Here is a 25,385-nt window from a genome sequence, read left to right as displayed (position 1 = left end):
CTCATGTTACCCTATTTAGAATCTTTGTTTGTAAGTTTCTCTGCGATAGCTTGAAATATTACTACTATGACTACAAGAATAATTGACATAGCGGCAGCTGAGTAATACTCCGCTCTCATTACGTTTTGAAAAATGGCTAAACTCATTGGCGCCCAATCCGCTGGGGCCATTAAAATTGATATACTAGTTTCCTTAATAACCGTCACAAATACTAGTATTGATCCCGCTGCTATCCCCGGTAGCATTAAAGGACCGACTACCGTTATTAAAGCTGTAAAAGTCGAAGCACCTAAATTAACTGCTGCTTCTTCAATATCCGCCTTTATAGATTTCATAGTACTCATCGTAGACCTAACCATATATGGCATCCTACGAATCGCATAAGCAACTATTAATATAAACGCTGTACCTGTAAGTTGTAATGGCATTGTATTAAAGGTTTGAATTAATGCTATACCAATAGCAATCCCAGGAACAATAAGTGGTACCGTGGTTATAAAATCCAGCGTTGTTGAGTTTTGCCTCACAACAAAATAAGCCACCGCCGATGCAACTATAACACTAATTATTAAAGCTCCTACAGCCAAGACTATACTATTCTGAATATTACCAAGTGAAGAAGTAAAAATAGTTTTGTAATGTTCTAAAGTATAACCATTAGGCAAAGGATCCTTTCCCCATGTTGTTGCTATTGATTGCATAAAAACAGTAAGTACAGACAGTAAAGGTACAATTACTACCACAGCAGAAAATAAAAATAATGGAACTGTAAGCAGTTTGTTGTTGTTTAATTTAATCATCTTAGGCTTTCCGGACACAGATCCGTAATTCATCCCTTTTGTGAAGTGATTTTGTAGCCAATAGGCAATTCCCGCTATGGCAATCATAACAACAGTGAGAATTGCAGCACCACCCCAATTGAAAAAGCCTGAAATTTCCCGATATGCTTCGACTACAATTAAATTCAAATCGTTAGGCGCTAAAATAATTGGTGTTCCAAAGTCGGAAAAACTAACAGCAAAAATAACGAGCGCTGTTGATAAAACACCGGGAATGACCAGTGGAAATGTAACTGTTGAAAAGGTTAACCAGCTTTTTGCTCCCATATTTCTTGAAGCTTCTTCCAGAGATACATCACTTATTTTAAATGCGGCTACCAATGGCCAAAGAGCATAAGGGAAGAAGAAAAATATCTGAACTATTGCTATCCCAGTCATTGAATATGGGTCAATTAAAAGTCCATGTCCTCCTAACGCTTGGTAAATATATGTTGCCCATCCAGACCGTCCAAACATTATGATAAATGCATATCCTGAAATAAATGTTGGAACAACTAGAGGTATAGTGCATAAAGCACTTATTGTTTTTTTAAAAGGCATTTTAGTTCTTGCTATTCCATATGCAATTGGAATACAGATAATTAAAACAATTATTGATACCGATACAGATAAATACAAACTATTTTTCAAAGCACTAAAGTAAGTTGTATCTGAAAATATATGTTTAAAATTATCTAATGTAGCATTTTTAAATTGGGTAATTGTTGTTTGTAGTGTATCTAGACTTATTAGCGAACCAAACAAATTAATTGGTTCATCAGTTAGACTCACTAAAAATATTGACAGTAAGGGAATTATTAAAAACAATATAAAGAAGATGTATACTAGTAGTTTAACAATTCCTAATCCCGTCAAATTCCTTTTTAACCAGTTCATATTAGCAGCACCCTTTCTGGGTGTACAACTAATTTAAATTTAGCACCAGGGTTAAATATTTTTTCCCCAGATTCATATACCGTATCAACTAGCAAATTATGTTGTCCTACTTTAATATCATATCTAACAGTAGAACCTAAATAAGTAGCTAATTCTACGACACCCTCAAAATAATTATCGTCACTACTATCCTCACTATCTTTTACTATTATATTTTCTGGCCTAATTACTACCTGTACATCTTCTTGGTTGACTTTCAAACTAGATTTAATTTCATACTTACCCACCTGAATGTAAGTAAAGTTGTTTTCTTTTCTGGTCACCTTTCCTGGTAATATATTTGAAGTACCAACAAAATCAGCAATAAACGGCGATTTAGGGTAACTATATAACTCTGTTGGCGTTCCTATTTGTAATATCTCACCATCTTTCATTACGGCTACACGATCAGCCATGCTCATCGCTTCTTCCTGGTCATGCGTAACAAAAATGGTAGTTATTTTAAGTTCCTGCTGTATTTTTCTAATTGTATTTCTCATTGTATGCCTTAACTTTTGGTCTAAATTAGAAAGAGGTTCATCCATTAACAGGACTTCTGGTTCCATTATTAATGCTCTAGCCAACGCAACCCTTTGTTGTTGTCCTCCAGATAATTCCCCAGTAAGCTTTTTGGCATGATCTTTTAGTTCAACATATTCTAAAATGTTTGATACCTTTTCCTCTATGTGCTTTGGATACTTTAATATCTTACTATTAAGCATTCTTGTATAAGTACCTAGTTTTTTAAACATATTATTGTTTCTTAGTTGTTTTATATTCAAACTATACGCAACGTTATCAAAAACATTCATATGCGGGAACAATGCATAACTTTGAAACACCATACCACAATTTCTCTGGTGTGGGGAAACATTGTTTACAGTTTTTCCACCTATTTTTATTGTTCCAGTGGTTGGTGACTCAAAACCAGCAATACATCTCATCGTCGTAGTTTTCCCACATCCCGAAGGACCTAAGAGGGCAAAAAACTCGCCCTCTTCGATGTCCAGTTCAATATTTTGAAGTACATTAACTCCTGAAAAGTCTTTTGTTAGTTGCTCTACGACAACTGACCCCATACTATCATTCCTTTATTTTATTTTATTCTTCCATTCATCTCTAATACGGTCGTAGTTTTCATTTACCCACTCAATATCTAAATCAATAGCATTCTCTTTAACACTATCTAACGATAAAGATGTCTCAGATTCTACATCAGGATTTATTGGTATATGATACCAAGATGCCAAAATCTCTTGCGCATCTTTACTTAACATAAACTCCATAAACTTTTTTCCACCTTCTGGATTTGGACCATCTTTAACTAGAGTCATAGGATTAACTAATACTGGTGTTTCTTCTGGGACAATAAAATCTATATCTTCTCCATTTGCTTTATGCTCATATGCCATAAAATCAAATCCAATTGCCACTTCAGCTTCTCCCATAGCAGCCCCTTTAGTTGGCCCTGAACCGGAATCTGGTATTGAGTTAGCTTGATCAGTCAATTTTTGAAAGTATTCCCATCCTTCTTCTTCTCCATGTTCCATCATATAACTTAAAACCATAAGTGTTGATGTACCGGATGCAGCAGGATTTGGAAATTGAATTTTACCTTTCCATTTAGGGTCTAACAAATCTTCCCATGTTTTTGGTGCTTCTTCTTCTGAAACTAACTCGGTGTTATATGCAAATCCTAGTACAAATATCTCAGCACCTGTATAGTATCCGTCTTGATGTTTCATTTTAATCCCATTCTCAGTAACCTCCCAATCCTCAGCACTTTCCGGGATATACTGAGTAATTATATCTTTATCAACGGCTGCTTCAAACGGTAGAATACCTCCTCCTCCATACCACACATCGGCTTGAGGGTTTCCTTTTTCCGCAATCATTTGATTAACCAAAACGTTAGTGCCGGCATAGTTAACATTAACTTTTTGTCCGTTAATTTCTTCATACTTTTTCGCTAGTTCTTTTGTCAAATCGGGAGTCTCTGGAGAATATAGTGTGATCGCTTCATCAGATTCTCCATCTCCTCCTGAATCGTCTCCAGCACAAGCTGTAAGTAATAAAACACTAACTAAAAATAATACCGTCAATATCATGTATACCTTTTTTCTCGCCATCTTAATTTCTCCCTTCTTTATGATTAATAACTAATAGACTAAAAAAAGAGAAGAATCAACTCAGATAAACCTTTCCAAAATAAAAAGGGCATTATCCAACTCTATCTTCTCCCACGTCTCTTAGAGTTATTTAATTATCTATTATAATAGCAAACGCTTTCAGTTTTGTAAACCAAATTTCTCATTTTTTATTCTAAATGGAAAATTAGTTAAGATACTTCGTCAGTTGCCTTTACAGGAATTGGCGTAAAATACTTGTTTCACATTGCTGTACATTGAAACGCTAAATCAAAACCGGACTGTGGATAATCTCCTTACACCTGACTAACTTTAAGGAGATATCTAAACATCTACCCACAGATATATACGATTGATATGGTATCTGTAAAATTTAAAAAACATCAAAACCATGTTATAATAATATTCCAAATTGATTTTTGAGAGGAGTGGTATTTTCCTATATCCTACTAATATAGAAGTCCAAAAAGACGCTGCAAAAAATTAAATTTATCCTTTTCCATCTTCCCTTTTGGAAACGATTGCAGTCTTGTCTATTTTGTCAATAGTAAAGTTATACCTCCAATAACGCTCGTCCTTAGCTACATTTCAAATACAGCTATGTTAAGGGACAAAGGAAAAGAATGTTAGTAATTCATTGAACAGTCATTTGGTTTTCAAAGAGTAATGAAGCATTTCCCAAGGGGCCATCCCTTGTTTTTCAACTATTTATATGTTACGAGGGAGGATTTATTATGGGTAGAATCACAGATATGGTTCAATCACAAGTAATTGCATCAGTGAAAAACGAAAATGATATAGAAAAAGCGATTAAATCGGGTTCAAATATAGCTTTCCTTCTAACCGGCAACCTAATGAATACCAAAGAATACATTAATCGATTAAAAGATGCCGGGAAAATAATATTCCTGCACATTGACTTTATTGATGGTTTAGCTAACACACCGAGTGCCATCAACTACATAGCACAAAAATGGAAGCCGGACGGAATTATTACAACGAAAAGTGGTCTTATAAAATATGCAAATGAGGCAGGTCTGATTACCATTCAGCGTATTTTTCTAATTGATCATAGCGGGCTGAACAAAGGAATTGAAATTGCCCATAAATGTAAACCACGTGCAATCGAAGTACTTCCAGGAATAATGCCAACGATTATTGACGACCTAACTAAAAAAACACACCTACCAATTATTGCTGGTGGATTGATAAGTAACAAAAACGAAATACTCGAGGGCTTAATCGCCGGTGCACTGGCAATTTCGACAGGTAACCCCGCGCTTTGGAATCTTGATTTATAGTCGGGAGTGAATATAGAATCCGATTTGGTAAACTGCAAAAAGTGACTTTTAGCCATCGCTTCAATGTCTTCTTTTGGTTTCCCGAAAAGGCGGGATACTAATTGTAATACACTGATTCTATAATATAAGTCTTCGCTAAAGGTTTTGTTTTAAATTGCTGTAAATAAGTTATTATTAACTTGAGCGATGCCATTATTTGAACCAATGATATAGAAGAAGTTGTATTGCGCGCAAAGAACTCTTATTCATTCTGCTGTAAATGTTTAATTCTTTTTTACTTCTTGCACATCGATCACTAATAGGCTTTGGACCCCTTTATCCGAAATATATACAGGGGATATATTTGTTGCAAACGTTGTATCTTTCACCTTCTAATCAATCGCTTTTATTCATACTAGCTACCGTTTTAAAAAGTGCCGATTGTTCCATTTCATTCTCGATAAATTTCAAGAGGTTTAATTGTATTATAAAGGGGGCTTCTGAATGGTAGCCTCTTCAATCCCCCATTCATCGAATAAATTAAATCAACCGCTTCACAAATTACTTTTAAAATATAACCACTCGGTATTTTATAAATCATTAATTCTGCCCATAATATGCATATCTACCATGTTTTCTTAAATAATGTTTGTCAAGCAACTGCTGATCTATTGTAGAAATATTTGCATTGAGTGTTAATGTGTTATATGCCATTTTACAAGTTTCCTCTAAAACAACTGCATTCTCAAGGGCTTCACCTGCATTTACCCCCCATACAAATGGTCCATGGCTATGTACCAATGCAGAAGGCACTATATTGGGGTCTATATCACGTTCTTTAAATGTTTCTACTATTACGTTCCCGGTTTCTAATTCATAATCCCGGTTAATTTCCTCTGCCGTTAAATTTCTAGTACATGGAACAGATCCATAAAAGGTATCCGCATGAGTAGTTCCTAGTGGGGGAAGATCCATTGTTGCCTGAGACCAGATAGTTGCCCATGTGGAATGCGTATGAACGACTCCACCGATATCTTTAAAGTTTTTGTACAATATAAGATGTGTTTTTGTGTCTGAAGATGGTTTTAGATCCCCTTCCACAATGTTGCCATTCAGATCAACAACTACTAAACTATCAATGGTTAACTTGTCATATTCAACTCCACTTGGCTTAATTACGACCAAACCGGATACTCGATCAATTCCACTTACATTTCCCCAGGTAAATGTAACTAAACCGTAGTTCGGTAAACCAAGGTTAGCTTCCAGCACTTCCTTTTTTAGTTTTTCTAACACTGTAACCGACTCCTTTTTGAATGTTTAGCGATTACTTATCATCGAACGACACAAGAACTTTATTACATATTAATGTTCTTTCAGCCATTCCTTTTAGATATTCACCAACTTTATCAACCTCAATTTTATGTGAAATCATTGGTTTGAATTTTATCTCCCCTTTCGTCATAAAATCTAAAGTTGCTTGCCATGCCAAACCAGGATATGGTGGCGTATAAGAATTCCATGATCCTTTAATCGTTAATTCCCCACGCATGATATGCTCCATCGTCTTTTCTTTTAAGTTTAGACCTTTATGTGTAATGCCCAAAAAGACTACTCGCCCCTTTTTCTTGGCGGCTAGGATAGCTTGCTGCTGGGTAATGACGCTCCCCGCAGTTTCCGCAACGACCGCAGCTCCACCCCCAGTAATTTCTTTAATTTTTTGAACCGCATCCTCTTTTTTAGAATTAATTGTAATGTCAACACCAAGCGCTTTTGCTAATTCAAGCTTCTCGTCAATAATATCGACAGCAATTACTGTAGACGCGCCAAAAACTTTGGCCCATTGAAGTGTCAATTGACCAATTGGACCACATCCCATGACAACTACTGTTTCACCCGGTTGTATATTTACTTTTTGCAAGCCATGGTAGCCAATTGTTGCAGGTTCAACTCCGGCAGCTGTTTCGAATTCCAAATTATCATCTATTGGCAATATATGATTTTTCGGAGCTTTAACATACTCGGCGAAAGCACCATTACTACCTGTACCAATAATGTTATAATTATCACATAATCCATAGTCTCCTGCTTTACAATGCTGACATTCACTGCATGGTATAAGAGGAGCAACTACAACACGGCTCCCTGGCTTAAAGTTATCTACATTTCCTCCTACTTCGGCCACTACTCCGGTAAACTCATGACCAAGGATAAGTGGATACTTTCGCGCTCCGCTTATCATAGAACGTGGTACATCCGAGCCGCAAATCCCGCAATATTTAACTTTAATTAATACTTCTTCATCATTTATTTGAGGTATCCCAACTGTTTCCGTACGAAAATCACCTAATCCATGTAAAACTGCTGCCTTCATTTTTCCTTCCATCCTATGTCCTCCCAAAATATCATTAAAAATTTTTAGCGCTGCACTAGAATAGCGTAGATTCTGGCAATGCAATGGAATTATCAAGCAAGATTCCACCGGTATAAAAAAATAAAATTAATCTCCATTTTCTCTACTACCTTCCCATTACCAGTTGTAATAAAAATGGGCAAACATAATGCATAGAATAGTTAAACAACTACAAGTTAACCACTAGTTATTCAATGTTCATTTTTCAATTATCTCCAAATACTGCACGGAAGTCTTTTACTCTTTAATTTCTACAAATGTTCCTCACCTGAATGTTGCATGTCTTACCCGAAATAATATGACTTAACTGATACTGATTCACCATCCTCCTTTCAGATCAGATGGGCCTCATTACCATCTGTTTGCTTTGCTAATTGAATAGCACGTAATTGTTTCATTACATCATTTTCACCTTTCCCGAAGTAGTCGTATAGTAAGGAATATTCTGCGTATATTTTTCCATATACGTTTACATTTTGAAGTATCGGTTTTACAACGGTATTTTTCATTGATGCCATTACTTTTGCCGCTTCAACGATCGAACTATAACCTCCATTTTCTTTGCCAGCTGCAACTGCACCAAACATTGCAGCCCCCAAAGCAGAGATGTGTTTAGAATCAGCTATCTTTATTACTCTATTTGTCACATCAGCATATATTTGCATTAACAACCCATTATTATGTGTTAAACCACCGCAAACGTAGAGTTCTTTCACCTCTAAGCCGCTATTGGAGAACTCATCCAAGATCCTGCGAGTACCGAATGCAGTAGACTCCAGTAACGTACGATAAATCTCCTCGGGTTTCGTTTGCAGATTTATTCCTAACAAGAGACCACTCACATCAGCATCAACAAGAATGGAGCGATTTCCGTTCCACCAATCTAATGCTATTAGCCCAGATTCTCCCGGCTTATATTCAGCTGCTTTTTCCTCTAATAATTGGTGTATACTTATTCCTTTCAGCTTAGCCTCGTCATATATGTATGCTGGAACGGCTCTGTTAATATACCAAGCAAAAATATCTCCAACTGCAGGTTGACCTGCTTCATATCCGTAATAACCGGGTATAATGCCGTCTTCAACTACACCGCATATCCCCTTTACTTGTTTTTCTTCGGTACTAAGAAGCAAATGACAAATAGAAGTACCCATTGTCATTACTAATTTACCTGGCTCGGTTACCCCTATTCCAGGAACTGATACATGTGCGTCTACATTTCCAACAGCAACAGCTAAACCTTCCGTTAATCCTGTTAACATTGCCATCTCTTTTGTTAAAACCCCAGCCCTTGTACCCGGAGGATAGATCTCTCCACGGAGTTTCGTACAAGTTACATCTTCTAATTGTTCATCGAGCGATTTAAAAAATTGTTTGCTAGGATATCCCCCTCTTTTAGCCCACAATGACTTATAACCCGCAGCACAACTATTCCGGACAAAATTATTTGTTAATTTATATATAATCCAGTCGGAGGCCTCTACAAAAAGATCCGTTTTCTTATATAAATTAGGTGCTTCTTTTAATATTTGCCACAACTTGGGAATCATCCACTCGGAAGAAATCTTACCGCCATATCTATTCAACAAATTTTTATCCATTTGTTTCGTAATTTCATTTAATTGATTTGCTTCCTTATGGGCGGCATGGTGTTTCCATAGTTTTACCCAGCTATGCGGGTTATCTTTAAATTCAGGATTTATACACAATGGCTCCCCATTTTGATCAATCGGCAGCATGGTACAAGAAGTAAAAGTGATACCTAATCCTATTATGTCAGAAGAAGGAATTCCTGCATTTTGTATTACTTTAGGGATCGAATTTTTCACAACAGTTAGGTAATCCAGTGGATGCTGAAGTGCCCAACCGCTACTTAATTTTATCCCGCTTTCAGGCAATTCCTGATCAATAACACCATGTTTGTATCGTGTTACATGTGAAGCAATTTCTAAACCGCTATCAACTGACACCAGGACAGCCCGACCTGATTCAGTTCCAAAGTCAATACCAACAACATATTTGCCTGCCATTATATACCTCCTTTGGAATGGAAAATTCCATTATAGTGCGTGTTCAAAAAGGATGATAAAAAGGACCGAGAAGTTCGAGGCGGCGTAATTTCGAGCAGCAGAATGTATGCAAATAGATACATGAGCACAAGTAAATGCTTCCCTGAATCCGCATCGCACGCCGAAAAAGTGGTTTTCTTTTCCGAGCAGCGGAGAAACAAGCCAACGAGCTTTCACAGGATGTGATGACTTCCGCGTTGTCCACAGGACGTAAACGGTTTTAGCGGAAGCTCCCCTATCGATGTGTCATTTTTATCGACTTTTTGAACATCCTCTTATAAGAATCTCAAAATGAATCATTTCTTTTAAAGCCTAAGGTTCAAAAAGATTACCAGCACCTAGGTAGAATCGCCATTCAGACTAAAACCTGTTTTTTTTCGATTCGTTCTCCTGTATCTTTATCAAATATATGAATTCTTTCCGAGTTAAATAACAAATTAATTTTATCTCCGGCATTATACTGCAAAGGGTCATCAGATACTACACTTAACATGCTATCATTTTCAAGCTTTATATGGATCCTGCACTCCTCACCTAAATTCTCAAACACGGATATTGTTACCTTAGTGGTATAATTATCATCATTCATTACCACTTTTATATCGGTAGGGCGTATTCCAAAACGATATTGTTCCCCTTCATTAACAAATTTCAAATAGAATTCAGGTACTTTAAATTTAATTTTGGAGTCCTTTGTTTTGAAATGTAACTCGCCATTTTCAATAATTGTCAATACATCAAATAGATTCATAGGCGGTTCACCTATAAACCCTGCAACAAATTCATTTACCGGATTGTTAAAAACCTCCAACGGTGTTCCAAATTGCTGAAGAACTCCATTGTCAATGATTGCAATTCGGTCAGCCATTGCCATTGCCTCAAGTTGGTCGTGAGTCACAATAATAGTAGTACAGTTAATTTTATAATGGAGGTGTTTAATTTCCGTTCTCATTTTTAGCCGAACCTTTCCATCAAGATGTGACAGTGGTTCATCTAAAAGAAGAACTTCAGGTTGTCTTACAATGGCCCTTGCAATATTTACTCGTTGTTTTTGACCTCCTGATAGGGCGTTTGGACTTACATTAAGCAAATCAGTAATATCTAATAACCTTGAAATCTCTTCTACTCTAGATTTTATTTCCCTTTTTGGAACCTTTTTTGCCCGTAAATTAAAACTAATATTCTCGTAAACTGTTAGCGGAGGATACATTGCATAGTTTTCAAAAGCAAGACCAATATCTCGGTCTTTTGGAGCTAAATCATTAATTCTGGTATCACCTATAATAATATCCCCATCTGTTATATCTTCTAATCCAGCTATCATTCTCAACGTTGTAGATTTACCACATCCTGAAGGTCCTAACAACGCTACGAATTCACCATCTTCAAATTCCAAATTTAAGTTCTTTACTGCTGGAACAGGTTGTTTATTTTTATAATAGGTTTTGAAAATATTGTTTAACACTAGTTTTGCCATGCAATGACTCTCCCCTCTTTCCTCTTTGTAGAAAGAAGATTTTTTCTATCTGTATCAAAAAAGATTGCATTTTTAACGTTTAATTCGATAAAAAGTTCCTGATTGATTTGGACTTTTAAATCAGATTCTACAATTATCCTAATTGGACGGTCATGTACTTTCACTGTCATTACAGCTTTTGCACCTAATGGTTCGAAACTGTAAACAGTAGCTTTAATCAAGCTTCTATCATTGTTTTCAAACTTAACTTTTACATCTTTTGGCCTAATTCCTACTCTTACATTTTCACTTTCTTCTGACGTAATAATTTTTTTAATATCCTCCGTCATATTAAAACTATACTTGCCGTCAATAAGCCCTACACGTAAGTCATCACCGTTATGCTTTATTATTTTTGCATCAATAATGTTAATTTCGGGCTCTCCGAATGAACTTGCTACAAATTCATTCCTAGGGGCATAAAATATTTCCATTGGACTTCCTACTTGTTCTATTTTCCCATTATTTACGACCGCAATGCGATCACCTAGACTAAGTGCCTCCAAATAATCATGGGTGACATAAATTGTTGTTGTATCAAGGTTCTTTTGCATATCTTTTAGTTCGGCTCTCATCTGATGACGTAATTTAGCATCCAAGTGTGTAATCGGTTCATCCATTAAAAACACATTTGGATCCCTTACAAGTGCACGACCCAAACCAACACGCTGGCGTTGCCCATTCGATAGTTCAGACGGATTTCGGTCTAGTAACATATCAATCTTTAACATTTTTGCTACACGCGATATTTCCTGGTGTACTATTTCTTTTGCTACTTTATATTTCGGGCTTCGTAATGGAGAAGCCATGTTATCATAGACGGTAAGATGAGGATAGAGTGCATAGTTTTCAAATACCATTGCTATATTACGATCCTCAGGTTCCATATTATTAATATTTTTCCCATTAAGAATGACCTCACCTTTGTCAGGCAGGTGTAACCCGGCAATAATATTTAATAATGTTGTTTTACCTGCACCTGCCGGACCAAAGACAATAAAGAATTCTTTATCCTTTATTTCCAGATCGATTTCTTCTAAAACGGATTTCTTATGGAAACTTTTATAAATATCCTTCAATTGAATATCAGCCATAATGCTCTCCCCTTTATTTAACCTTTCACGGCCCCCATGCTAAGACCACGAACAAGATGCTTCTGAATTGCCAATGCAAGAATAATAATTGGTAAGGAAGAAATAAGTACTGCCCCAGCCATTTGTCCATAATGAACGGTATCCGAAGCTACATACTTTAGCATAGCAACTGTTGTCGTTGTTACATTTTGGCCCGCCAAAAGCAATGAAAAAGTAAAGTTATTCCATACAAAAATAAATGAAAGTAACGAAGATGCAACCAATCCCGGCTTTATTAAAGGCAGGATGATTTTTATAAATACTTGCCACCATTTATAACCATCTAAACGAGCAGCGTTCTCCATTTCCACTGAGATATCTTCAAAGTAACCACGTAAAATCCAGATCAGCAGTGGTAAAGAAATTACTTGAAACACCCATATCAATCCAAAATACGTGTCATACAATCCGATTTGCTGGTATATTAAGAAAATCGGAAGCACCACTAGAATTTCCGGGGCAAATCTAAAGGATAGAAAGGTAAAAGCTATTGATTCCCTTCCCTTAAAATCAAACCTTGCTAACGCATATGCTGCGGGAACTCCTACAATAATTGAAAGTACGATAGCTCCAATACTTACAATTAAATTATCTATAAAATATCCAATAAACTCTCCATCAGAAAATAAAATTTTATAATTAGATAGAGTGGGCGTAAAAATGAACCTAGTATTAAACATATCCTTGTCTGCTTTAAATGATAATATTACGAGCCATAATAATGGAAACAAAGCAAAGATGGCATAAACAACTAAAGCAATATTTTGTAAAAATCCAGAAATTTTTTGTTTCATTATTTCACCCTACCTCCCTGAAGCTTTTTTCTGGGTATGCGACCAGTATTTAACCATAAAATAACTAACTATATATACAAAAACCCAAAGGATTAACATATATGGCAATGAATATCCTAGATCTTTATATGTAAATGCTTCGGTATATGCCGTCAACGGTAGCGTCATCAAAGTATCCCCTGGACCCCCGCGTGTTAAGGCAAAGATAATATCAAACATTTGAATAGACAGCATAAAACGAAATAAGACTGCAATTAATAACATTGGCATAATCATTGGTAATGTTAAATTCTTAAACGTAAACCACGCTGATCCTCCATCTATTTTTGCAGATTCGAAGGGAGCTTTTGGCAAGGATCCCAATCCCGCTAATACAAGAATAGTTACAAAAGGAGTATAAACCCAAGCATCAATAACGATAACCGTAAATAGGGCTGTTGATGGATCAGCACCCCATGTAAAATTCTCAACTCCGAGTGATCGTAACCAATCGCTTAAAATACCAACGGAATTGTTAGTCATCAATTGCCAAATAAGGGTTGCAATTACTGGAGCTATAACTAAAGGGAAAATTAAAATTGTCCTTAACGATTTTGCTAATATATTCTCCCTATTTAAAAGGAGGGCAATACCCACCCCTAATATTGTTTCTATAATAGTTGACAATCCTGCATATGACAGTGTAACCTGCACACTATGCCAAAACGTTTTACTTTGAAACATGTCAATATAATTTTCTAATCCCACAAAACTAAAACCTGGATACTTAAAAGAATAATTTGTAAAGGAAAAGTAAATCGCCATTCCAAATGGAATTAATATTCCAACGGTGAGTAAGAAAGCAGGGCTTAATATGATAAGGGGCCTAATTTTTTTGCCTAATGAAATTCCTGTGTCTGAATCTTGCACTTTACCTTTATTAGGAGTTTCATTATCCATAAACTCTTCCTGTTCAGGTTTTCTAATTCCCATTTTACTTTCCCCCTTTTTTATAGAGGCGAAGAGTGATCTTCGCCTCTATTTTATATTCATTTATTCAGTTCTTATTCTGGATACACTTTTATCAATTTCCTCAGCTAGTTGATCCAACCGTTCCTGTGTGTCCGCTCCGTTTACAATATCCTGTAAGGCTGCAGCCCACTCAGTTGTCGTGTTAAAAAATTCTGGTTGCGGGGTGAACTTAACGGTTGAATTGTCGATTACGGTGTTAAATGTTTCTTCATACCCATCTGTGTTACTGATTAGTTCCTTAAATTTTTCATCTTCCCAAACTGAATTTCGTACAGGGTCAACAACATCGGCCTCCGTAGCTCCCCATAGCATATGTTCTTTGCTTGTAAAGTACTGCATGAACAACCATGCTGCATCTTTCTTTTCAGAAGAATTATTCATTGCAAGAGACCAAACCCACATGTTGGAACCTATTTCTCCATCTTTTGATTTTGGCGGCGGTGCTACTGCTAAGTTTCCAGCTTCTTTTGAAGCACCTTCCTTATTGTAGTTGATTGGCCACCAACTAGCGTCATAAGCCATAGCGGACTTTCCCTCAGCTAAATCTGTTGCCACCTGATACCAAGTGTAGTTTGACCAATCTGACGCTCCGCCCTTTTTAATTAATTCCACAAATTTATCAGTGATTTCAACAGCTTCGGGACTGTTCACTTTTGTTACGAGTTTTCCATCTTCAATTTCAAAGTCTTTTGCCCCATGATTTGTAAAAGAAGTCATAAAACCAGGATGAATGGTTGCCCATGATCTGGTCCCTCTTAGCCCAATCCCGTAGGTTCCTGATCCATCCCATTCCTGAAGTTCAGCGGCAACTTTTATTAATTCATCAAATGTTTCTGGTGGTCCATCAATTCCTGCTTCTTCAAAGGCTCTTTTATTATAGTGCAAATAATTGATTTCAAAACCAAGCGGAACAGTCCATAGATTACCTGTACCTACTTGATGTCCAGGGACACCATCCCATCTATTTGCATTTAATGCACCTTCGATAAAGTCATCCACATCATAATCCGGTGAGGTTCTATTTTCATCATCTAAAAACGAATCTAATTCCTGCATATAATCGGATGTTGAATATTCCCATACTTGATATGCACCTGTCATGAATACATCTGGATTTCCGTTTTGAGCATTTAATGCGGTCGTCAGTTTATCAAAATAACTTTCCTCCGGTGTGATGGAATGTTTAACCTTTATACCTGTCTTCTCTTCAAATTCAGGTAACTTTTCAATGATTGCTTCCGCGTAAGGGTGCTGATTTAACATGACATTAATTTCTTCACCCTCGAAACTTTTCCAATCAAAACCATCCAGTTCTTCTAAATCAGTGGATTCTTTCTCACCTTTACCCTTAGAGGAACTATTTGAACTCGAACATGCACTTGCAATCAACAATATCATTAAAAACAATGCAAAAATGGTTACCCTCTTTTTAGACATAATTACCCTCCTAATCTTCTATTTTTTCGAATGTAAAACGGAAATAAATACTTGTTTATATCTCCTTTCTTGTAATAATATCTGCTTATATTTTTCACATCCTACCTCACGTGAAGTTAAAGCAAGTCATTATCTGTATATTTAGTAAGATGAAATTAAAATATGTTGCTTTAATTAGGTATTAAAGCAACCTTTAACGAGTTTTCTCCTTTTTTGACCAGTTCAAATCCTTTTTCAAATTCCTCCAGCGACAATTGATGTGTGACTACACCCTCCGTAGGCAAATCGCCATTTACAATTCCATTAATAACATGTTCATAACAATACGGTCCTAAATGGGAACCAAGAACATCCAGCTCTTTACGATCACTTATAATACTCCAGTCCACGGTAACAGGATCTTTAAAAACGCTGAATTCTACAAATCTGCCAAGCTTGCGGATCATCGACAAGCCTTGTTCCACTGATTTTCCGGCTCCAGTGGCTTCAATATAGATGTCACACCCATACCCATCTGTTAATGATTTAACTATCTCTACTACATTGTCCCTTTTCGGGTTTAACACCATGTCTGCCCCAAACTTTTTTGCCAGTTCCAAGCGGTCATCAAATAAATCAAGAACAATCAATTTCTCCGGTCCTGATTTTTTAATAGCACCAATCATTCCCAACCCCAACGTACCTGCTCCAGCTAGCACAACAACATCTCCCAGTTGGATCTGTGCACGCTGAACGGCATGGAAAGAACATGCATATGGTTCTATTAAAATGGCCTTTTCCAGTGGAAGATCGTCAGGAACCCGATAATTGATCGCTTCTTTTGTAAACTTCATGTATTCTGCCATACCACCGTTTACGTTATTTTGAAATCCATAGAGATCATGCTTTTCACACATCCAATATTGACCTCTGTTGCAAAAGCGACATTGCCAACATGGGACAATTTGTTCAGAGATGACACGATCTCCTATTTCAAATTCTGTAACATCGTCTCCTAGTTCAACAACATGTCCAATAAATTCATGACCTGGGATCATTGGCGCTTTAATATACGGGGGCTGTTTGTCATCTCCCCAGAAACTCGGTGCCCCATCGTATGCCTTCAAATCACCAGCACAAATACCGCAGCCTTCAACTTTTATCAAGATTTCATCTTTATCAACAGTTGGGACCGGAACCTCCTCTAAACGATAATCTCCAGGTGCATAAGCAACAACCGCTTTCATTTTTTCAGTCATCTTTTCTCCCCCTGATTTAAAATTTTAAAACAGAAATCGCTTACAATTCTTAAAATAATCATTTTATCCCAAGATAAATTTTCGATTGTTTTCGATTTCCGCTGACTGCTTACTTTTTAGTTTAATTATTTTCATTATATTATTGTTATTTATGAATAGTCAATATATTTTTTCGTTTTTTTTAATTTTGTTATTTAATATTGATTAATAAAAATATCTGACGCGCAATATGAAGAAAAAAATCGGACAGCTTGCGGCTGAGCTAATTGAGGATGGACATCACATTATTCTGATTCCGGAGCTGCAACAACGCATATAGTAGATACCATTACTGAAAAGCAAAATCTAACTGTTATTACGAATGATATTAACATTGCAGACAAACTGAGATTATCACGTGGAATGAAAATAATCGTAATAGGAGGCATGCTTTTTCTGGAAGACTATATTCTAAATGGTATGATTACCGATGAAACATTGGACAAATTGCATGTTCATATTGCTTTTATTGGAACTCCTGCCTTCCATCCCGTACTAGGAATGATTCATTTTGATGAAACCTTGGTACCAGCAAAAAGAACAATGATTCAATCTGCATAGAAAACGGTTGTCGTGTGCGATCACACCAAAATTGGCAGGGTTCCGTTACATACTGTAGCTGAAAATAGAGAAATTGATTCTTTAATAACAAGTCAACTGAGTGACGAAAATATAAAAAGCTTAACAGACAAGGGTATTGATGTCCTGCTTGTTTGAAAGTAAATAAGAGGTATTCAAAAACACATTTTGAACACCTCTTACTCATTCCAATCCAAGCAGGTAAGCGTTATTGTCTGACACCAGAGACTATGAAAACGTTAATTCCTTCCTCCTCAAGAACCTGCAGTTCATGATCCGGCATATTATAGTCTGTAATAATCGCATTAATTTGTTGGATGGAAGCAAAGGAAGCAATCGAATTATTATTTATTTTTGAATGATCAAGCAGCGCAATTACATTTCTAGCTGCATCCACCATAGCTTTTTTCAATTGCACCTCGTAAACACTGAAATCTGTAAGTCCTGCTTCAACCGAAAAACCATTTGCTGACGTAAATAGAAAATCAATATTAATTTCATCCAAGATATTTATCCCTAGGTTACCTTCTAATGAATTGGATCCTCTTCTAAGAATCCCTCCGAGCATAATCACCGTAATATCCGGATGTTCATTCAATTCCAAAGCAGTATTTATGCCACTCGTAACAACGGTAATCCTAATTTCTTTATCCTTTAACAACTTTGCCAGTTCAAGGGCTGTGGAGCTTGCATCAAGCATTATACATTGGCCATCCGAAATTAGTTTGACTGCTTGATTTGCAATTGCATGTTTTTCATTTTTATTGGTTTTTTCCCGGCTTGAGAAGCTAGTGTTTGCATCAATTTTATTATCCACTAAAATTGCTCCACCATGTGTACGCTGCAGAAGACCTTGATCTTCCATTTTGCTAAGATCCATCCGAAGTGTTGCTTCTGAAACGTTCATTTCATTAGAAAGATCCTTAACAATAATTCGTTTTTGCTCATTTAGTTTTTTTAGAATTACTTTTCTTCTCTCGGGTGCGAACATCTTCATCATCATATCACCACACTTTTATATTAGATTTTAACAATAAGGTGAAACTTCATTAAGTGCGGTTGGCCCTTCCTTCCCCCACTTATACTAAGAAACAAAGGCTAAGTTCGCAACGTCTGAGTTGCAACGCCTTTGTGACCTGCGTCCTGCATGCCCGAACAGAATCGGACCTTTGTCATGCAGTTTACTCCCACTTATCCTTTGTGATTCACCTCAATATCTTGAACTGGGGGTCTTACTGCCCATTTAAGAGTGGGATAAAAATTATTAGCATAAATCGATTCTACTACCCTATCATAATTTAAAATCCAAAATAATGAAAGTAAATGATTACAATTAATAATAAATAAAAATTTTATTGACTATTCAATAATAAAAGTAATATAATGAAAATAATTATTTGTCAAATAATTAATCGACCGGTGTTTTCGTGTGTTATGAAAGCGGTTGCTGAAGTGCCGGCTTTAGTGACGTTGCTTTGCTGCATAGTAATTATAACGAAGAACATTTTTAAATGAAAGGAAGTTGTACGAAATGAAAATCGGTTTAGGCGCTGATCATAATGCCTTCGATCTGAAAGAAAGTATTAAAGCACATATTCAAGACCTTGGACATGAAGTAAGTGATTACGGGTGCTACTCATGTAATGAAGTTGATTACCCCGGTGTTGCTTTTGAAGTTTGCACGGATATAAACAAACAAAACATTGACCGGGGAATATTAATTTGTGGAACCGGAATTGGAATGGCAATATCCGCGGACAAAGTTCCTGGCATAAGAGCCGCTCTTTGTCATGACACATATTCCGCAGAACGAGCACAAAAAAGTAATAACGCACAAGTCCTGACCATGGGGGCAAAAGTTATTGGGGTGGAAATAGCAAAACAAGTTGTCAAAACCTATCTTGAATCAACTTTTACCGGTGGCAATTCAGCTAGAAAGGTTCAACAAATTATCGATAAAGAAAAAGAATCTTTAAAAGCAGGAGGAATGCAGGAATGAAGAAATTACTAAATGACCCTAACAACGTTGTGGAGGAAATGCTGGAAGGGTATGTAAAGGCCTTTCCAAATTATGTGAGACAACTGCCGGAAAATAAACGATCATTAGTTACAGCAAAGACAATTCCTGAAAATAAGGTGGGCGTCATCATAGGTGGTGGCTCGGGACATGAACCAGCTTTCATGGGATATGTTGGTGATGGAATGGCTGATGGTGTTGCAGTTGGCAATATTTTTGCCTCCCCCCCACCCGATCCAATACTAGAAGCAACAAAAGCGGTTGATAAAGGGGCTGGCGTTGTCTATGTCTACGGGAATTATGCGGGAGATGTCATGAATTTTGATATGGCAGCGGAATTAGCAGAGCTTGAAGGCAATATATATGTTGAATCCGTCATCGCTACAGATGACGTTGCTTCAGCCCCCAAAGAAGAAAGCGAGAAGCGAAGAGGAATTGCGGGTGAATTTTTTATTACAAAAGCAGCAGGAGCGGCAGCTGAAAAGGGGTACGATGTGCGTGAGGTTGCAAGAATAGCTAGAAAGGCAAATGACTATGTACGTACAATGGGCGTTGGACTTAGTCCATGTACACTTCCGCAAACCGGGAAAGCCAGCTTTGAACTTGCAGATAATGAAATGGAAATTGGACTTGGTCACCACGGAGAACCTGGTGTAGAGAAAGGAATCTTGCAAAAGGCCGACAAAGTTACGGATCGTCTTATTCATGATATTTTAATAGATATGCCTTTAACAAAAGAAGACAAGGTTGCAGTACTAGTAAATGGATTAGGGGCAACCACACGAATGGAGCTACTAATTGTTTTTCGAAGAGTAGAGCAATTACTCCATGAAAGGGGAATTATGATTCATCGTTCTTACATCGGTGATTACAGTACTTCACAGGAAATGGGAGGTTGTTCTGTTTCTTTATTGAAATTGGATGAAGAATTAACGGAAATGGTCGATCATCCTGCAGACTGTCCAATGTACGTTCAAATATAGGGAGGGAATGCGTTGAATTTTACAGCGATAAACTTTAAACACTTTCTAATAAATGTAAGCGATTTAATGGAGGAGAACAAAGATTACTTATCTGATTTGGATATAATGCTTGGCGATGGCGACCATGGTATTACGATGTCGATTGGTTGGAAAGCAATCCGTACAAAACTTGATGAAGAATTATTAGAGGAAGAAGATTGTGGGAAAATTTCCATGGTTACAGGACGATCTTTTTTAAGTGCTGTCGGTTCTTCTGTGGGTCCCTTGTACGCAACAGGGTTTTTAAAAGGTGCAAAAGTAATGCAAGGAAAAACTGCTTTTACCGAAGAAGATCTTGTGAATTTCTGGACTGCTTTTATTGATGGCATAAAAGAACGTGGCCAGGCAGAAGTTGGTGATAAAACAATGGTCGATACGTTTGAGCCTGCAAAAAATAGTCTAGTAAAAACATTTGAAGAATCACAGGATGTTTTAATTTCATTTACAAATGCAGTAGAGGACGCTAAAGAAGGAATGGAATCTACAAAAAAAATACCATCTAAAAAAGGGAGATCCAGCCGGTTGGGAGAGAGATCAATTGGACATCTGGACCCAGGAGCAGCATCGGCATTTATCATTTTATCTGCATTCTTACAAGAGATAAATGCAATTGCAAATACATCCAAATAGATCGGGATCGGAGGTGCAATTACAATGAAAAATAGGCTTTCAACTTTTGGGCGACCATTTATTTTGGATTTTCTCGAAGTAACTCAATCAGCTGCCATAGCCGCATTCCCCTGGGTAGGTAAACTTAATAAAATAGAGGCTGACCGTGCTGCAACTGAAGCAATGAGGCACCAATTGAACCTGATCAATATAGATGGCAAGGTAATAATCGGAGAAGGAGAAATGGACGATGCTCCAATGCTTAACATTGGGGAAAAAGTCGGTACTGGTATCGGTCCGAAAATAGATGTGGCGGTTGATCCTATTGAAGGAACAAATTTGATTGCTTCTGGACAAAATAATGCCTTAACCGTAATCGCTGTTTCAGAAGCAGCGACCCTATTACATGCGCCGGATATCTATATGAAAAAAATAGCCGTTGGACCGGAAGCTAAGGGGTGCATTGATTTAGATGCCCCATTATTGGATAACTTAGTTTCTGTAGCAAAAGCAACGGAGAAAAATATGGATCAATTAACCGTTATGATTCAGGATCGTCCACGACACCATCATCTAATTAAGGAAACGATTGAGGCCGGGGCTAATGTTAGACTGTTTTCCGACGTTGATATTATAGGTGCCATTTTGACATCCATATCCGAAAGTGACGTGGATATGTTAATTGGTACTGGCGGTGCACCAGAAGGAGTAATTGCTGCAGTTGCACAAAAATGCTTAGGAGGTGACTTTCAAGGAAAACTGATCCCTTCTAATAATACAGAAATTAACCGCTGTTTAAACATGGGGATAGATACCCCGGAAAAAACATTGACATTAAATGAACTAGTAAGATCGAATAACTGTCTCTTTGCCGCTACAGGTATTACCAATGGTGCCCTTTTAAAGGGAGTAAAAAGAGGAATGGGCGATACCCTGCATACGCACTCGTTTGTTACATATGGGATAAAATCTAACGCGAACTATGAAGTAATTGAAAGTGCCCATCTGGATTCGTAACCATTTCCCCTATCTTTTTTTCTTTATAGCTTTTATTTACGCCAATTTAAAGACATTGTGCGTCTTGGGAGCATAAAACGATAAAGTAAACCATAAGAAAATGGTGCAAAGACTTGTTGATTTAAAGAGCATTTGTAAATCCGAACTTTCCCGGAAGCTTAGCGCGCTGCCACCGGAGATGTTTCAGGCTATCCTGCATCCTCTGGTTCAAAAATTATAGGAATGTCGTATTCCCAAAAAATCTAAATAAAGTATATATCAAATCCCATCTGTATTAATAGATTGGATGTGCTTGACGCTTACCTTTTGGAACCGCATTTATAAGTGGCATTAATCGAATACGTCTTAATTAGCGTTTTGATAAGTATTTTTACCTGATTTCCCATTCCAACCCAAGATTTCAACGCTTTTTAGTTTTATAAATTACTTGAAGAAGTTCCTTCATTATTCTTTCCTTTGGTTCCATAGACGCACTTCGAATATCAATTCACTAACTATAATTTAATCGTTTTCAAACAATAAGTCTTTGTTTAAAAGGCCGAAAAAAGAGGCAATGTTTTGTATTTAACAATAACATTGCCCCTAATTATTCGTAAGAAATTATTTCATAAATGGAAATTTATATTTAAAGCGATTAATCTTTATTCAGCAAAGATTCTCCCGCAATACCGGGATGGGTCATTTCAAAAGGATCCAAAATCAAATTCAGCTCGTCCTCGGTTAGAACGTCATATTTTAAACACAAATCTCGTACGGATTCCCCAGAATTTATAGCCTCTCGGGCTATGCGTGCAGCTGCTTCATAGCCCAAATGTGGGTTGACCGCTGTGATAATTCCAACACTATTTTCTACAACTTGTTCAAGTTTTTCTTTATTTGCTTCTATTCCTTCCAGACAATGCTCAGTGAACCCCTGAAAAGCATTGTTCATAATGCTAATTGACTGAAGCAAATTAAAAACAAGTACGGGCTCCATTACGTTTAATTCAAGCTGTCCCGCTTCCGATGCAAGACAAATCGTATTGTCGTTGCCAATAACTTGAAAAGCTACCTGGTTAATCAATTCCGGCATCACAGGATTGACTTTGCCCGGCATAATAGAAGAGCCAGGCTGGCGTGCAGGCAATTTAATTTCACTAAAACCGGCTCGTGGTCCTGATGCCATCAACCTTAAATCGTTTGCCATTTTGGACATATTCATCATACAAACTTTCAAAGAAGCGGAAACCTCCGTATAAGCATCCGTATTTTGTGTGGCATCAACAAGGTGTTCGGCATTTATCAAAGGATATCCACTAATCTCTCTCAAATGTACAACGACACTTTTTATATACTTCGGATTAGCATTTAAACCTGTTCCAACCGCCGTTGCTCCCATATTTACCTCAAGCAGATGATCTTTTGTATTTTCTATTCGCTTGATATCTCGGTCCAAAACCCTGTTATATGCTTTGAATTCCTGGCCGAGTCGAACAGGAACAGCATCTTGTAAATGTGTCCGGCCCATCTTAATAACATCATTAAATTCCTCTGCTTTTTTGCTTAAAACATTACTCATTTTCCGAAGTGTTTCCAGCAGCTTATCCAGTAAAGACAATATAGCAATGTGGATCGCCGTTGGAAATGAATCGTTTGTTGATTGAGCCATGTTGACAATGGAATTGGGACTAAAATGAAAATAATCTCCCTTTTCTTTACCAAGCAATTCGAGACTTCTATTAGCGATTACCTCATTCATATTCATATTAATGGATGTTCCGGCCCCGCCTTGTATTGGATCAACAATGAATTGATCATGCCATTTTCCAGCCAATATTTCATCCGCCACCTGGACAATCATTTCACCTAGCCCTCTATAAAGTCTGCCCACATCCATATTAGCAAGAGCGGCAGCCTTTTTAACCATAGCCATCGCAAGTATCAATTCTTCATGGATTCGGTAACCGGTGATAGGAAAATTTTCTACAGCTCGCAACGTTTGTATGCCATAATACACATCTTCGGGTACCTCTTTTGTACCTAAAAAATCTCTTTCCAGTCTTAACTTCTCCTCCATATTATCCACTCCAAAAATGCATCTTTTAGTATCTACTTCATAGCCTAAAAACTATAAAAACAAGTTTCTTTTTCATTTGTATCTATGAATACAAGTAAACCTTCATTAATTCACTAGACTCGTAATAGAATCTTAACAGCAAACTTCTAGCAACCTGTAATACCGTAATTTCATTGCTTACTCGCACCAATTATCATTCATTTTGACTCTCAATTTTTAATGCATAAGTTAGTAGTGATATGCCTAACATGATAATTGCTAGTATCCTCCACATTGCTTGATAAGAACCATTTACATCAATGATTATTCCAGACAACGGTGCCCCCAAAATGGCACCTAAATTTGTAATCATTAACCCAACACCACTTGTAAGACCAACATCAGATTTTGAACCACTTTCCGATAACATAATAATAAATATTCCATTCCATCCCTGCGTCGTAAACCCAAGAAAAAAGGAAAGAATACAAATAAATAAAATCGGTATCATTACATTTACGGAACCAAGTAGGAATAATATTAATCCCGAAAAGGCGCCAATAAAGGCTAGGATTTTTTTCTTTTCCTATTAAAAAATCTATCACTAATATATCCCCATATTGCTCTTCCAAAAATGCCTCCACAATATACAAATGCCAAACAAAGGGTTGATATGGATAACGAGAATTGAACATCCTGATACAGATAGATAACAATAAAAGTTGTTACACTAACTTGAACGGCAATATAATAAGAAACAACAAGAGCGAGTAATATTACTTTTTTATTCCGAACAACTTCTTTTAAACTTTTAAAGTAATTTTTGCTAACCTTTTCTCTTTTCGACTTACCATGGAGATTCATAAACATGTAAAATATAACAACCAGTAGCAATAAATTTCCGATCGCAAAAAGCGATATTCGCCAGGAAAACTGTTTGGCTAGGTACGGTAATATAAATGTTGCAATGACAACTCCTAGAGGAACTCCCATTTGCTTTAGGCCCATAGCAGTTCCACGATTTTGTAACGGAAAACTATCCATAATTCCTCGATTTGTTGCTGGAGTAATGCCACCATAACCAATACCAAATAGAATTAATAAAAAAATAATGGTTATATAGCTTGATGTATGTAAAAAAACATAAAGGACGCAAACGATTACCATACTAAAAAGTGTTAATGTTTGCTTAACCCCTTATAATGGACCCATAAATCTAGACACGAAATAAGGAGATGTTAAAGTAGATTTATGGGGAAAAGAAAACAATATTCA

20 protein-coding genes and 2 pseudogenes are annotated in these 25,385 nt (G+C 36.9%); 6 read left to right on the top strand and 16 right to left on the bottom strand.

Going from position 1 to position 25,385, the window contains the following annotated elements:
* Nucleotides 1-11 precede the first annotated feature (11 nt).
* The 3 genes from WMZ97_RS17390 to WMZ97_RS17380 are packed head-to-tail and all read right to left on the bottom strand — an operon-like array spanning nt 12 to nt 3,883.
* A complete protein-coding gene (locus tag WMZ97_RS17390) occupies nt 12-1,715 on the bottom strand; it encodes an ABC transporter permease (RefSeq protein WP_343273363.1) in 1,704 nt (567 codons plus the stop codon).
* On the bottom strand, nt 1,712-2,833 hold the full coding sequence (locus WMZ97_RS17385) for an ABC transporter ATP-binding protein (protein ID WP_343273362.1): 1,122 nt from the start codon (nt 2,831-2,833) through the stop codon (nt 1,712-1,714). The genes WMZ97_RS17390 and WMZ97_RS17385 overlap by 4 nt, the downstream gene beginning before the upstream one ends.
* A 12-nt stretch (nt 2,834-2,845) precedes the next feature.
* Entirely contained in the window at nt 2,846-3,883 is a 1,038-nt protein-coding gene (locus tag WMZ97_RS17380; RefSeq protein WP_343273361.1) for an ABC transporter substrate-binding protein, read from the bottom strand.
* Between the two features lie 752 nt (nt 3,884-4,635).
* Here WMZ97_RS17380 and WMZ97_RS17375 point away from each other — a divergent pair.
* Nucleotides 4,636-5,202 carry a glycerol-3-phosphate responsive antiterminator gene (locus tag WMZ97_RS17375; RefSeq protein ID WP_343273360.1) on the top strand — a complete coding sequence of 189 codons (567 nt, stop codon included), beginning with the start codon at nt 4,636-4,638 and terminating at the stop codon, nt 5,200-5,202.
* 579 nt (nt 5,203-5,781) lie between these two features.
* On the opposite strand, the gene WMZ97_RS17370 is transcribed toward WMZ97_RS17375, so the two are convergent.
* The 9 genes from WMZ97_RS17370 to WMZ97_RS17330 all read right to left on the bottom strand — a co-directional run bounded on the left by WMZ97_RS17370 (nt 5,782) and on the right by WMZ97_RS17330 (nt 16,792).
* The gene (locus WMZ97_RS17370; protein WP_343273359.1) at nt 5,782-6,477 is read right to left on the bottom strand and encodes an L-ribulose-5-phosphate 4-epimerase; all 696 of its coding nucleotides are present in this window, start codon (nt 6,475-6,477) and stop codon (nt 5,782-5,784) included.
* 31 nt (nt 6,478-6,508) lie between these two features.
* Nucleotides 6,509-7,567, bottom strand: a complete 1,059-nt coding sequence (locus tag WMZ97_RS17365) for a galactitol-1-phosphate 5-dehydrogenase (protein ID WP_343273358.1) — start codon at nt 7,565-7,567, stop codon at nt 6,509-6,511.
* Nucleotides 7,568-7,926: 359 nt separating this feature from the next.
* Complete coding sequence (locus WMZ97_RS17360) at nt 7,927-9,624, bottom strand: ribulokinase (RefSeq protein ID WP_343273357.1); 1,698 nt, start codon at nt 9,622-9,624, stop codon at nt 7,927-7,929.
* A gap of 394 nt (nt 9,625-10,018) precedes the next feature.
* Nucleotides 10,019-11,140, bottom strand: a complete 1,122-nt coding sequence (locus tag WMZ97_RS17355) for an ABC transporter ATP-binding protein (protein WP_343273356.1) — start codon at nt 11,138-11,140, stop codon at nt 10,019-10,021.
* Entirely contained in the window at nt 11,128-12,273 is a 1,146-nt protein-coding gene (locus WMZ97_RS17350) for an ABC transporter ATP-binding protein (protein ID WP_343273355.1), read from the bottom strand. Before WMZ97_RS17350 ends, WMZ97_RS17355 begins: the two co-directional genes overlap by 13 nt.
* 17 nt (nt 12,274-12,290) lie before the next feature.
* Nucleotides 12,291-13,106 (bottom strand): carbohydrate ABC transporter permease, encoded by an 816-nt coding sequence (locus tag WMZ97_RS17345; RefSeq protein WP_343273354.1) that lies wholly within the window; start codon nt 13,104-13,106, stop codon nt 12,291-12,293.
* Between the two features lie 9 nt (nt 13,107-13,115).
* On the bottom strand, nt 13,116-14,078 hold the full coding sequence (locus WMZ97_RS17340; RefSeq protein WP_343273353.1) for a carbohydrate ABC transporter permease: 963 nt from the start codon (nt 14,076-14,078) through the stop codon (nt 13,116-13,118).
* Between the two features lie 60 nt (nt 14,079-14,138).
* The gene (locus tag WMZ97_RS17335; RefSeq protein ID WP_343273352.1) at nt 14,139-15,554 is read right to left on the bottom strand and encodes an ABC transporter substrate-binding protein; all 1,416 of its coding nucleotides are present in this window, start codon (nt 15,552-15,554) and stop codon (nt 14,139-14,141) included.
* 170 nt (nt 15,555-15,724) lie between these two features.
* On the bottom strand, nt 15,725-16,792 hold the full coding sequence (locus tag WMZ97_RS17330) for an MDR/zinc-dependent alcohol dehydrogenase-like family protein (RefSeq protein ID WP_343273351.1): 1,068 nt from the start codon (nt 16,790-16,792) through the stop codon (nt 15,725-15,727).
* Nucleotides 16,793-17,095: 303 nt separating this feature from the next.
* On the opposite strand from WMZ97_RS17330, the pseudogene WMZ97_RS17325 reads away from it, so the two are divergent.
* Nucleotides 17,096-17,392: pseudogene (locus WMZ97_RS17325) on the top strand (DeoR family transcriptional regulator); the annotation flags it as partial.
* Nucleotides 17,393-17,618: 226 nt separating this feature from the next.
* Here the strand turns inward: WMZ97_RS17325 and WMZ97_RS17320 are convergent.
* Nucleotides 17,619-18,413, bottom strand: a complete 795-nt coding sequence (locus WMZ97_RS17320; protein WP_343273350.1) for a DeoR/GlpR family DNA-binding transcription regulator — start codon at nt 18,411-18,413, stop codon at nt 17,619-17,621.
* A gap of 528 nt (nt 18,414-18,941) precedes the next feature.
* Between WMZ97_RS17320 and rpiB the strand changes: the two genes are divergently transcribed.
* The 4 genes from rpiB to glpX are packed head-to-tail and all read left to right on the top strand — an operon-like array spanning nt 18,942 to nt 22,075.
* Nucleotides 18,942-19,409 (top strand): ribose 5-phosphate isomerase B, encoded by a 468-nt coding sequence (gene rpiB / locus WMZ97_RS17315; protein ID WP_343273349.1) that lies wholly within the window; start codon nt 18,942-18,944, stop codon nt 19,407-19,409.
* Nucleotides 19,406-20,410 carry a dihydroxyacetone kinase subunit DhaK gene (locus tag WMZ97_RS17310; protein WP_343273348.1) on the top strand — a complete coding sequence of 335 codons (1,005 nt, stop codon included), beginning with the start codon at nt 19,406-19,408 and terminating at the stop codon, nt 20,408-20,410. The genes rpiB and WMZ97_RS17310 overlap by 4 nt, the downstream gene beginning before the upstream one ends.
* 12 nt (nt 20,411-20,422) lie before the next feature.
* Nucleotides 20,423-21,079: a dihydroxyacetone kinase subunit DhaL gene (gene dhaL / locus WMZ97_RS17305; RefSeq protein ID WP_343273347.1), complete on the top strand. Its 657-nt coding sequence runs from the start codon at nt 20,423-20,425 to the stop codon at nt 21,077-21,079.
* A gap of 24 nt (nt 21,080-21,103) precedes the next feature.
* Nucleotides 21,104-22,075: a class II fructose-bisphosphatase gene (gene glpX / locus WMZ97_RS17300; protein ID WP_343273346.1), complete on the top strand. Its 972-nt coding sequence runs from the start codon at nt 21,104-21,106 to the stop codon at nt 22,073-22,075.
* 634 nt (nt 22,076-22,709) lie between these two features.
* Here glpX and aspA read toward each other — a convergent pair.
* The 3 genes and pseudogenes from aspA to WMZ97_RS17285 form a co-directional block, all read right to left on the bottom strand.
* Entirely contained in the window at nt 22,710-24,131 is a 1,422-nt protein-coding gene (aspA, locus tag WMZ97_RS17295) for an aspartate ammonia-lyase (protein WP_405027711.1), read from the bottom strand.
* 193 nt (nt 24,132-24,324) lie between these two features.
* Nucleotides 24,325-24,651 (bottom strand): MFS transporter, encoded by a 327-nt coding sequence (locus tag WMZ97_RS17290; protein WP_343273398.1) that lies wholly within the window; start codon nt 24,649-24,651, stop codon nt 24,325-24,327.
* Nucleotides 24,652-24,677: 26 nt separating this feature from the next.
* Nucleotides 24,678-25,280, bottom strand: a pseudogene (locus tag WMZ97_RS17285) (MFS transporter); the annotation flags it as partial.
* Nucleotides 25,281-25,385: the final 105 nt, after the last annotated feature.

The organism is Lentibacillus songyuanensis, assembly GCF_039548255.1.
GTDB lineage: Bacteria > Bacillota > Bacilli > Bacillales > Amphibacillaceae > Lentibacillus_C > Lentibacillus_C songyuanensis.
This window is presented reverse-complemented; position numbering and strand designations above follow the sequence as displayed.

What these genes read in the sequence shown, in the direction of transcription:
- WMZ97_RS17390 (WP_343273363.1), bottom strand. Translation starts at nt 1,715, where the DNA reads ATGAACTGGTTAAAAAGGAATTTGACGGGATTAGGAATTGTTAAACTA.
- WMZ97_RS17385 (WP_343273362.1), bottom strand. Translation starts at nt 2,833, where the DNA reads ATGGGGTCAGTTGTCGTAGAGCAACTAACAAAAGACTTTTCAGGAGTT.
- WMZ97_RS17380 (WP_343273361.1), bottom strand. Translation starts at nt 3,883, where the DNA reads ATGGCGAGAAAAAAGGTATACATGATATTGACGGTATTATTTTTAGTT.
- WMZ97_RS17375 (WP_343273360.1), top strand. Translation starts at nt 4,636, where the DNA reads ATGGGTAGAATCACAGATATGGTTCAATCACAAGTAATTGCATCAGTG.
- WMZ97_RS17365 (WP_343273358.1), bottom strand. Translation starts at nt 7,567, where the DNA reads ATGGAAGGAAAAATGAAGGCAGCAGTTTTACATGGATTAGGTGATTTT.
- WMZ97_RS17360 (WP_343273357.1), bottom strand. Translation starts at nt 9,624, where the DNA reads ATGGCAGGCAAATATGTTGTTGGTATTGACTTTGGAACTGAATCAGGT.
- WMZ97_RS17355 (WP_343273356.1), bottom strand. Translation starts at nt 11,140, where the DNA reads ATGGCAAAACTAGTGTTAAACAATATTTTCAAAACCTATTATAAAAAT.
- WMZ97_RS17350 (WP_343273355.1), bottom strand. Translation starts at nt 12,273, where the DNA reads ATGGCTGATATTCAATTGAAGGATATTTATAAAAGTTTCCATAAGAAA.
- WMZ97_RS17345 (WP_343273354.1), bottom strand. Translation starts at nt 13,106, where the DNA reads ATGAAACAAAAAATTTCTGGATTTTTACAAAATATTGCTTTAGTTGTT.
- WMZ97_RS17340 (WP_343273353.1), bottom strand. Translation starts at nt 14,078, where the DNA reads ATGGGAATTAGAAAACCTGAACAGGAAGAGTTTATGGATAATGAAACT.
- WMZ97_RS17335 (WP_343273352.1), bottom strand. Translation starts at nt 15,554, where the DNA reads ATGTCTAAAAAGAGGGTAACCATTTTTGCATTGTTTTTAATGATATTG.
- WMZ97_RS17330 (WP_343273351.1), bottom strand. Translation starts at nt 16,792, where the DNA reads ATGACTGAAAAAATGAAAGCGGTTGTTGCTTATGCACCTGGAGATTAT.
- WMZ97_RS17320 (WP_343273350.1), bottom strand. Translation starts at nt 18,413, where the DNA reads ATGATGATGAAGATGTTCGCACCCGAGAGAAGAAAAGTAATTCTAAAA.
- rpiB (WP_343273349.1), top strand. Translation starts at nt 18,942, where the DNA reads ATGAAAATCGGTTTAGGCGCTGATCATAATGCCTTCGATCTGAAAGAA.
- WMZ97_RS17310 (WP_343273348.1), top strand. Translation starts at nt 19,406, where the DNA reads ATGAAGAAATTACTAAATGACCCTAACAACGTTGTGGAGGAAATGCTG.
- glpX (WP_343273346.1), top strand. Translation starts at nt 21,104, where the DNA reads ATGAAAAATAGGCTTTCAACTTTTGGGCGACCATTTATTTTGGATTTT.
- aspA (WP_405027711.1), bottom strand. Translation starts at nt 24,131, where the DNA reads ATGGAGGAGAAGTTAAGACTGGAAAGAGATTTTTTAGGTACAAAAGAG.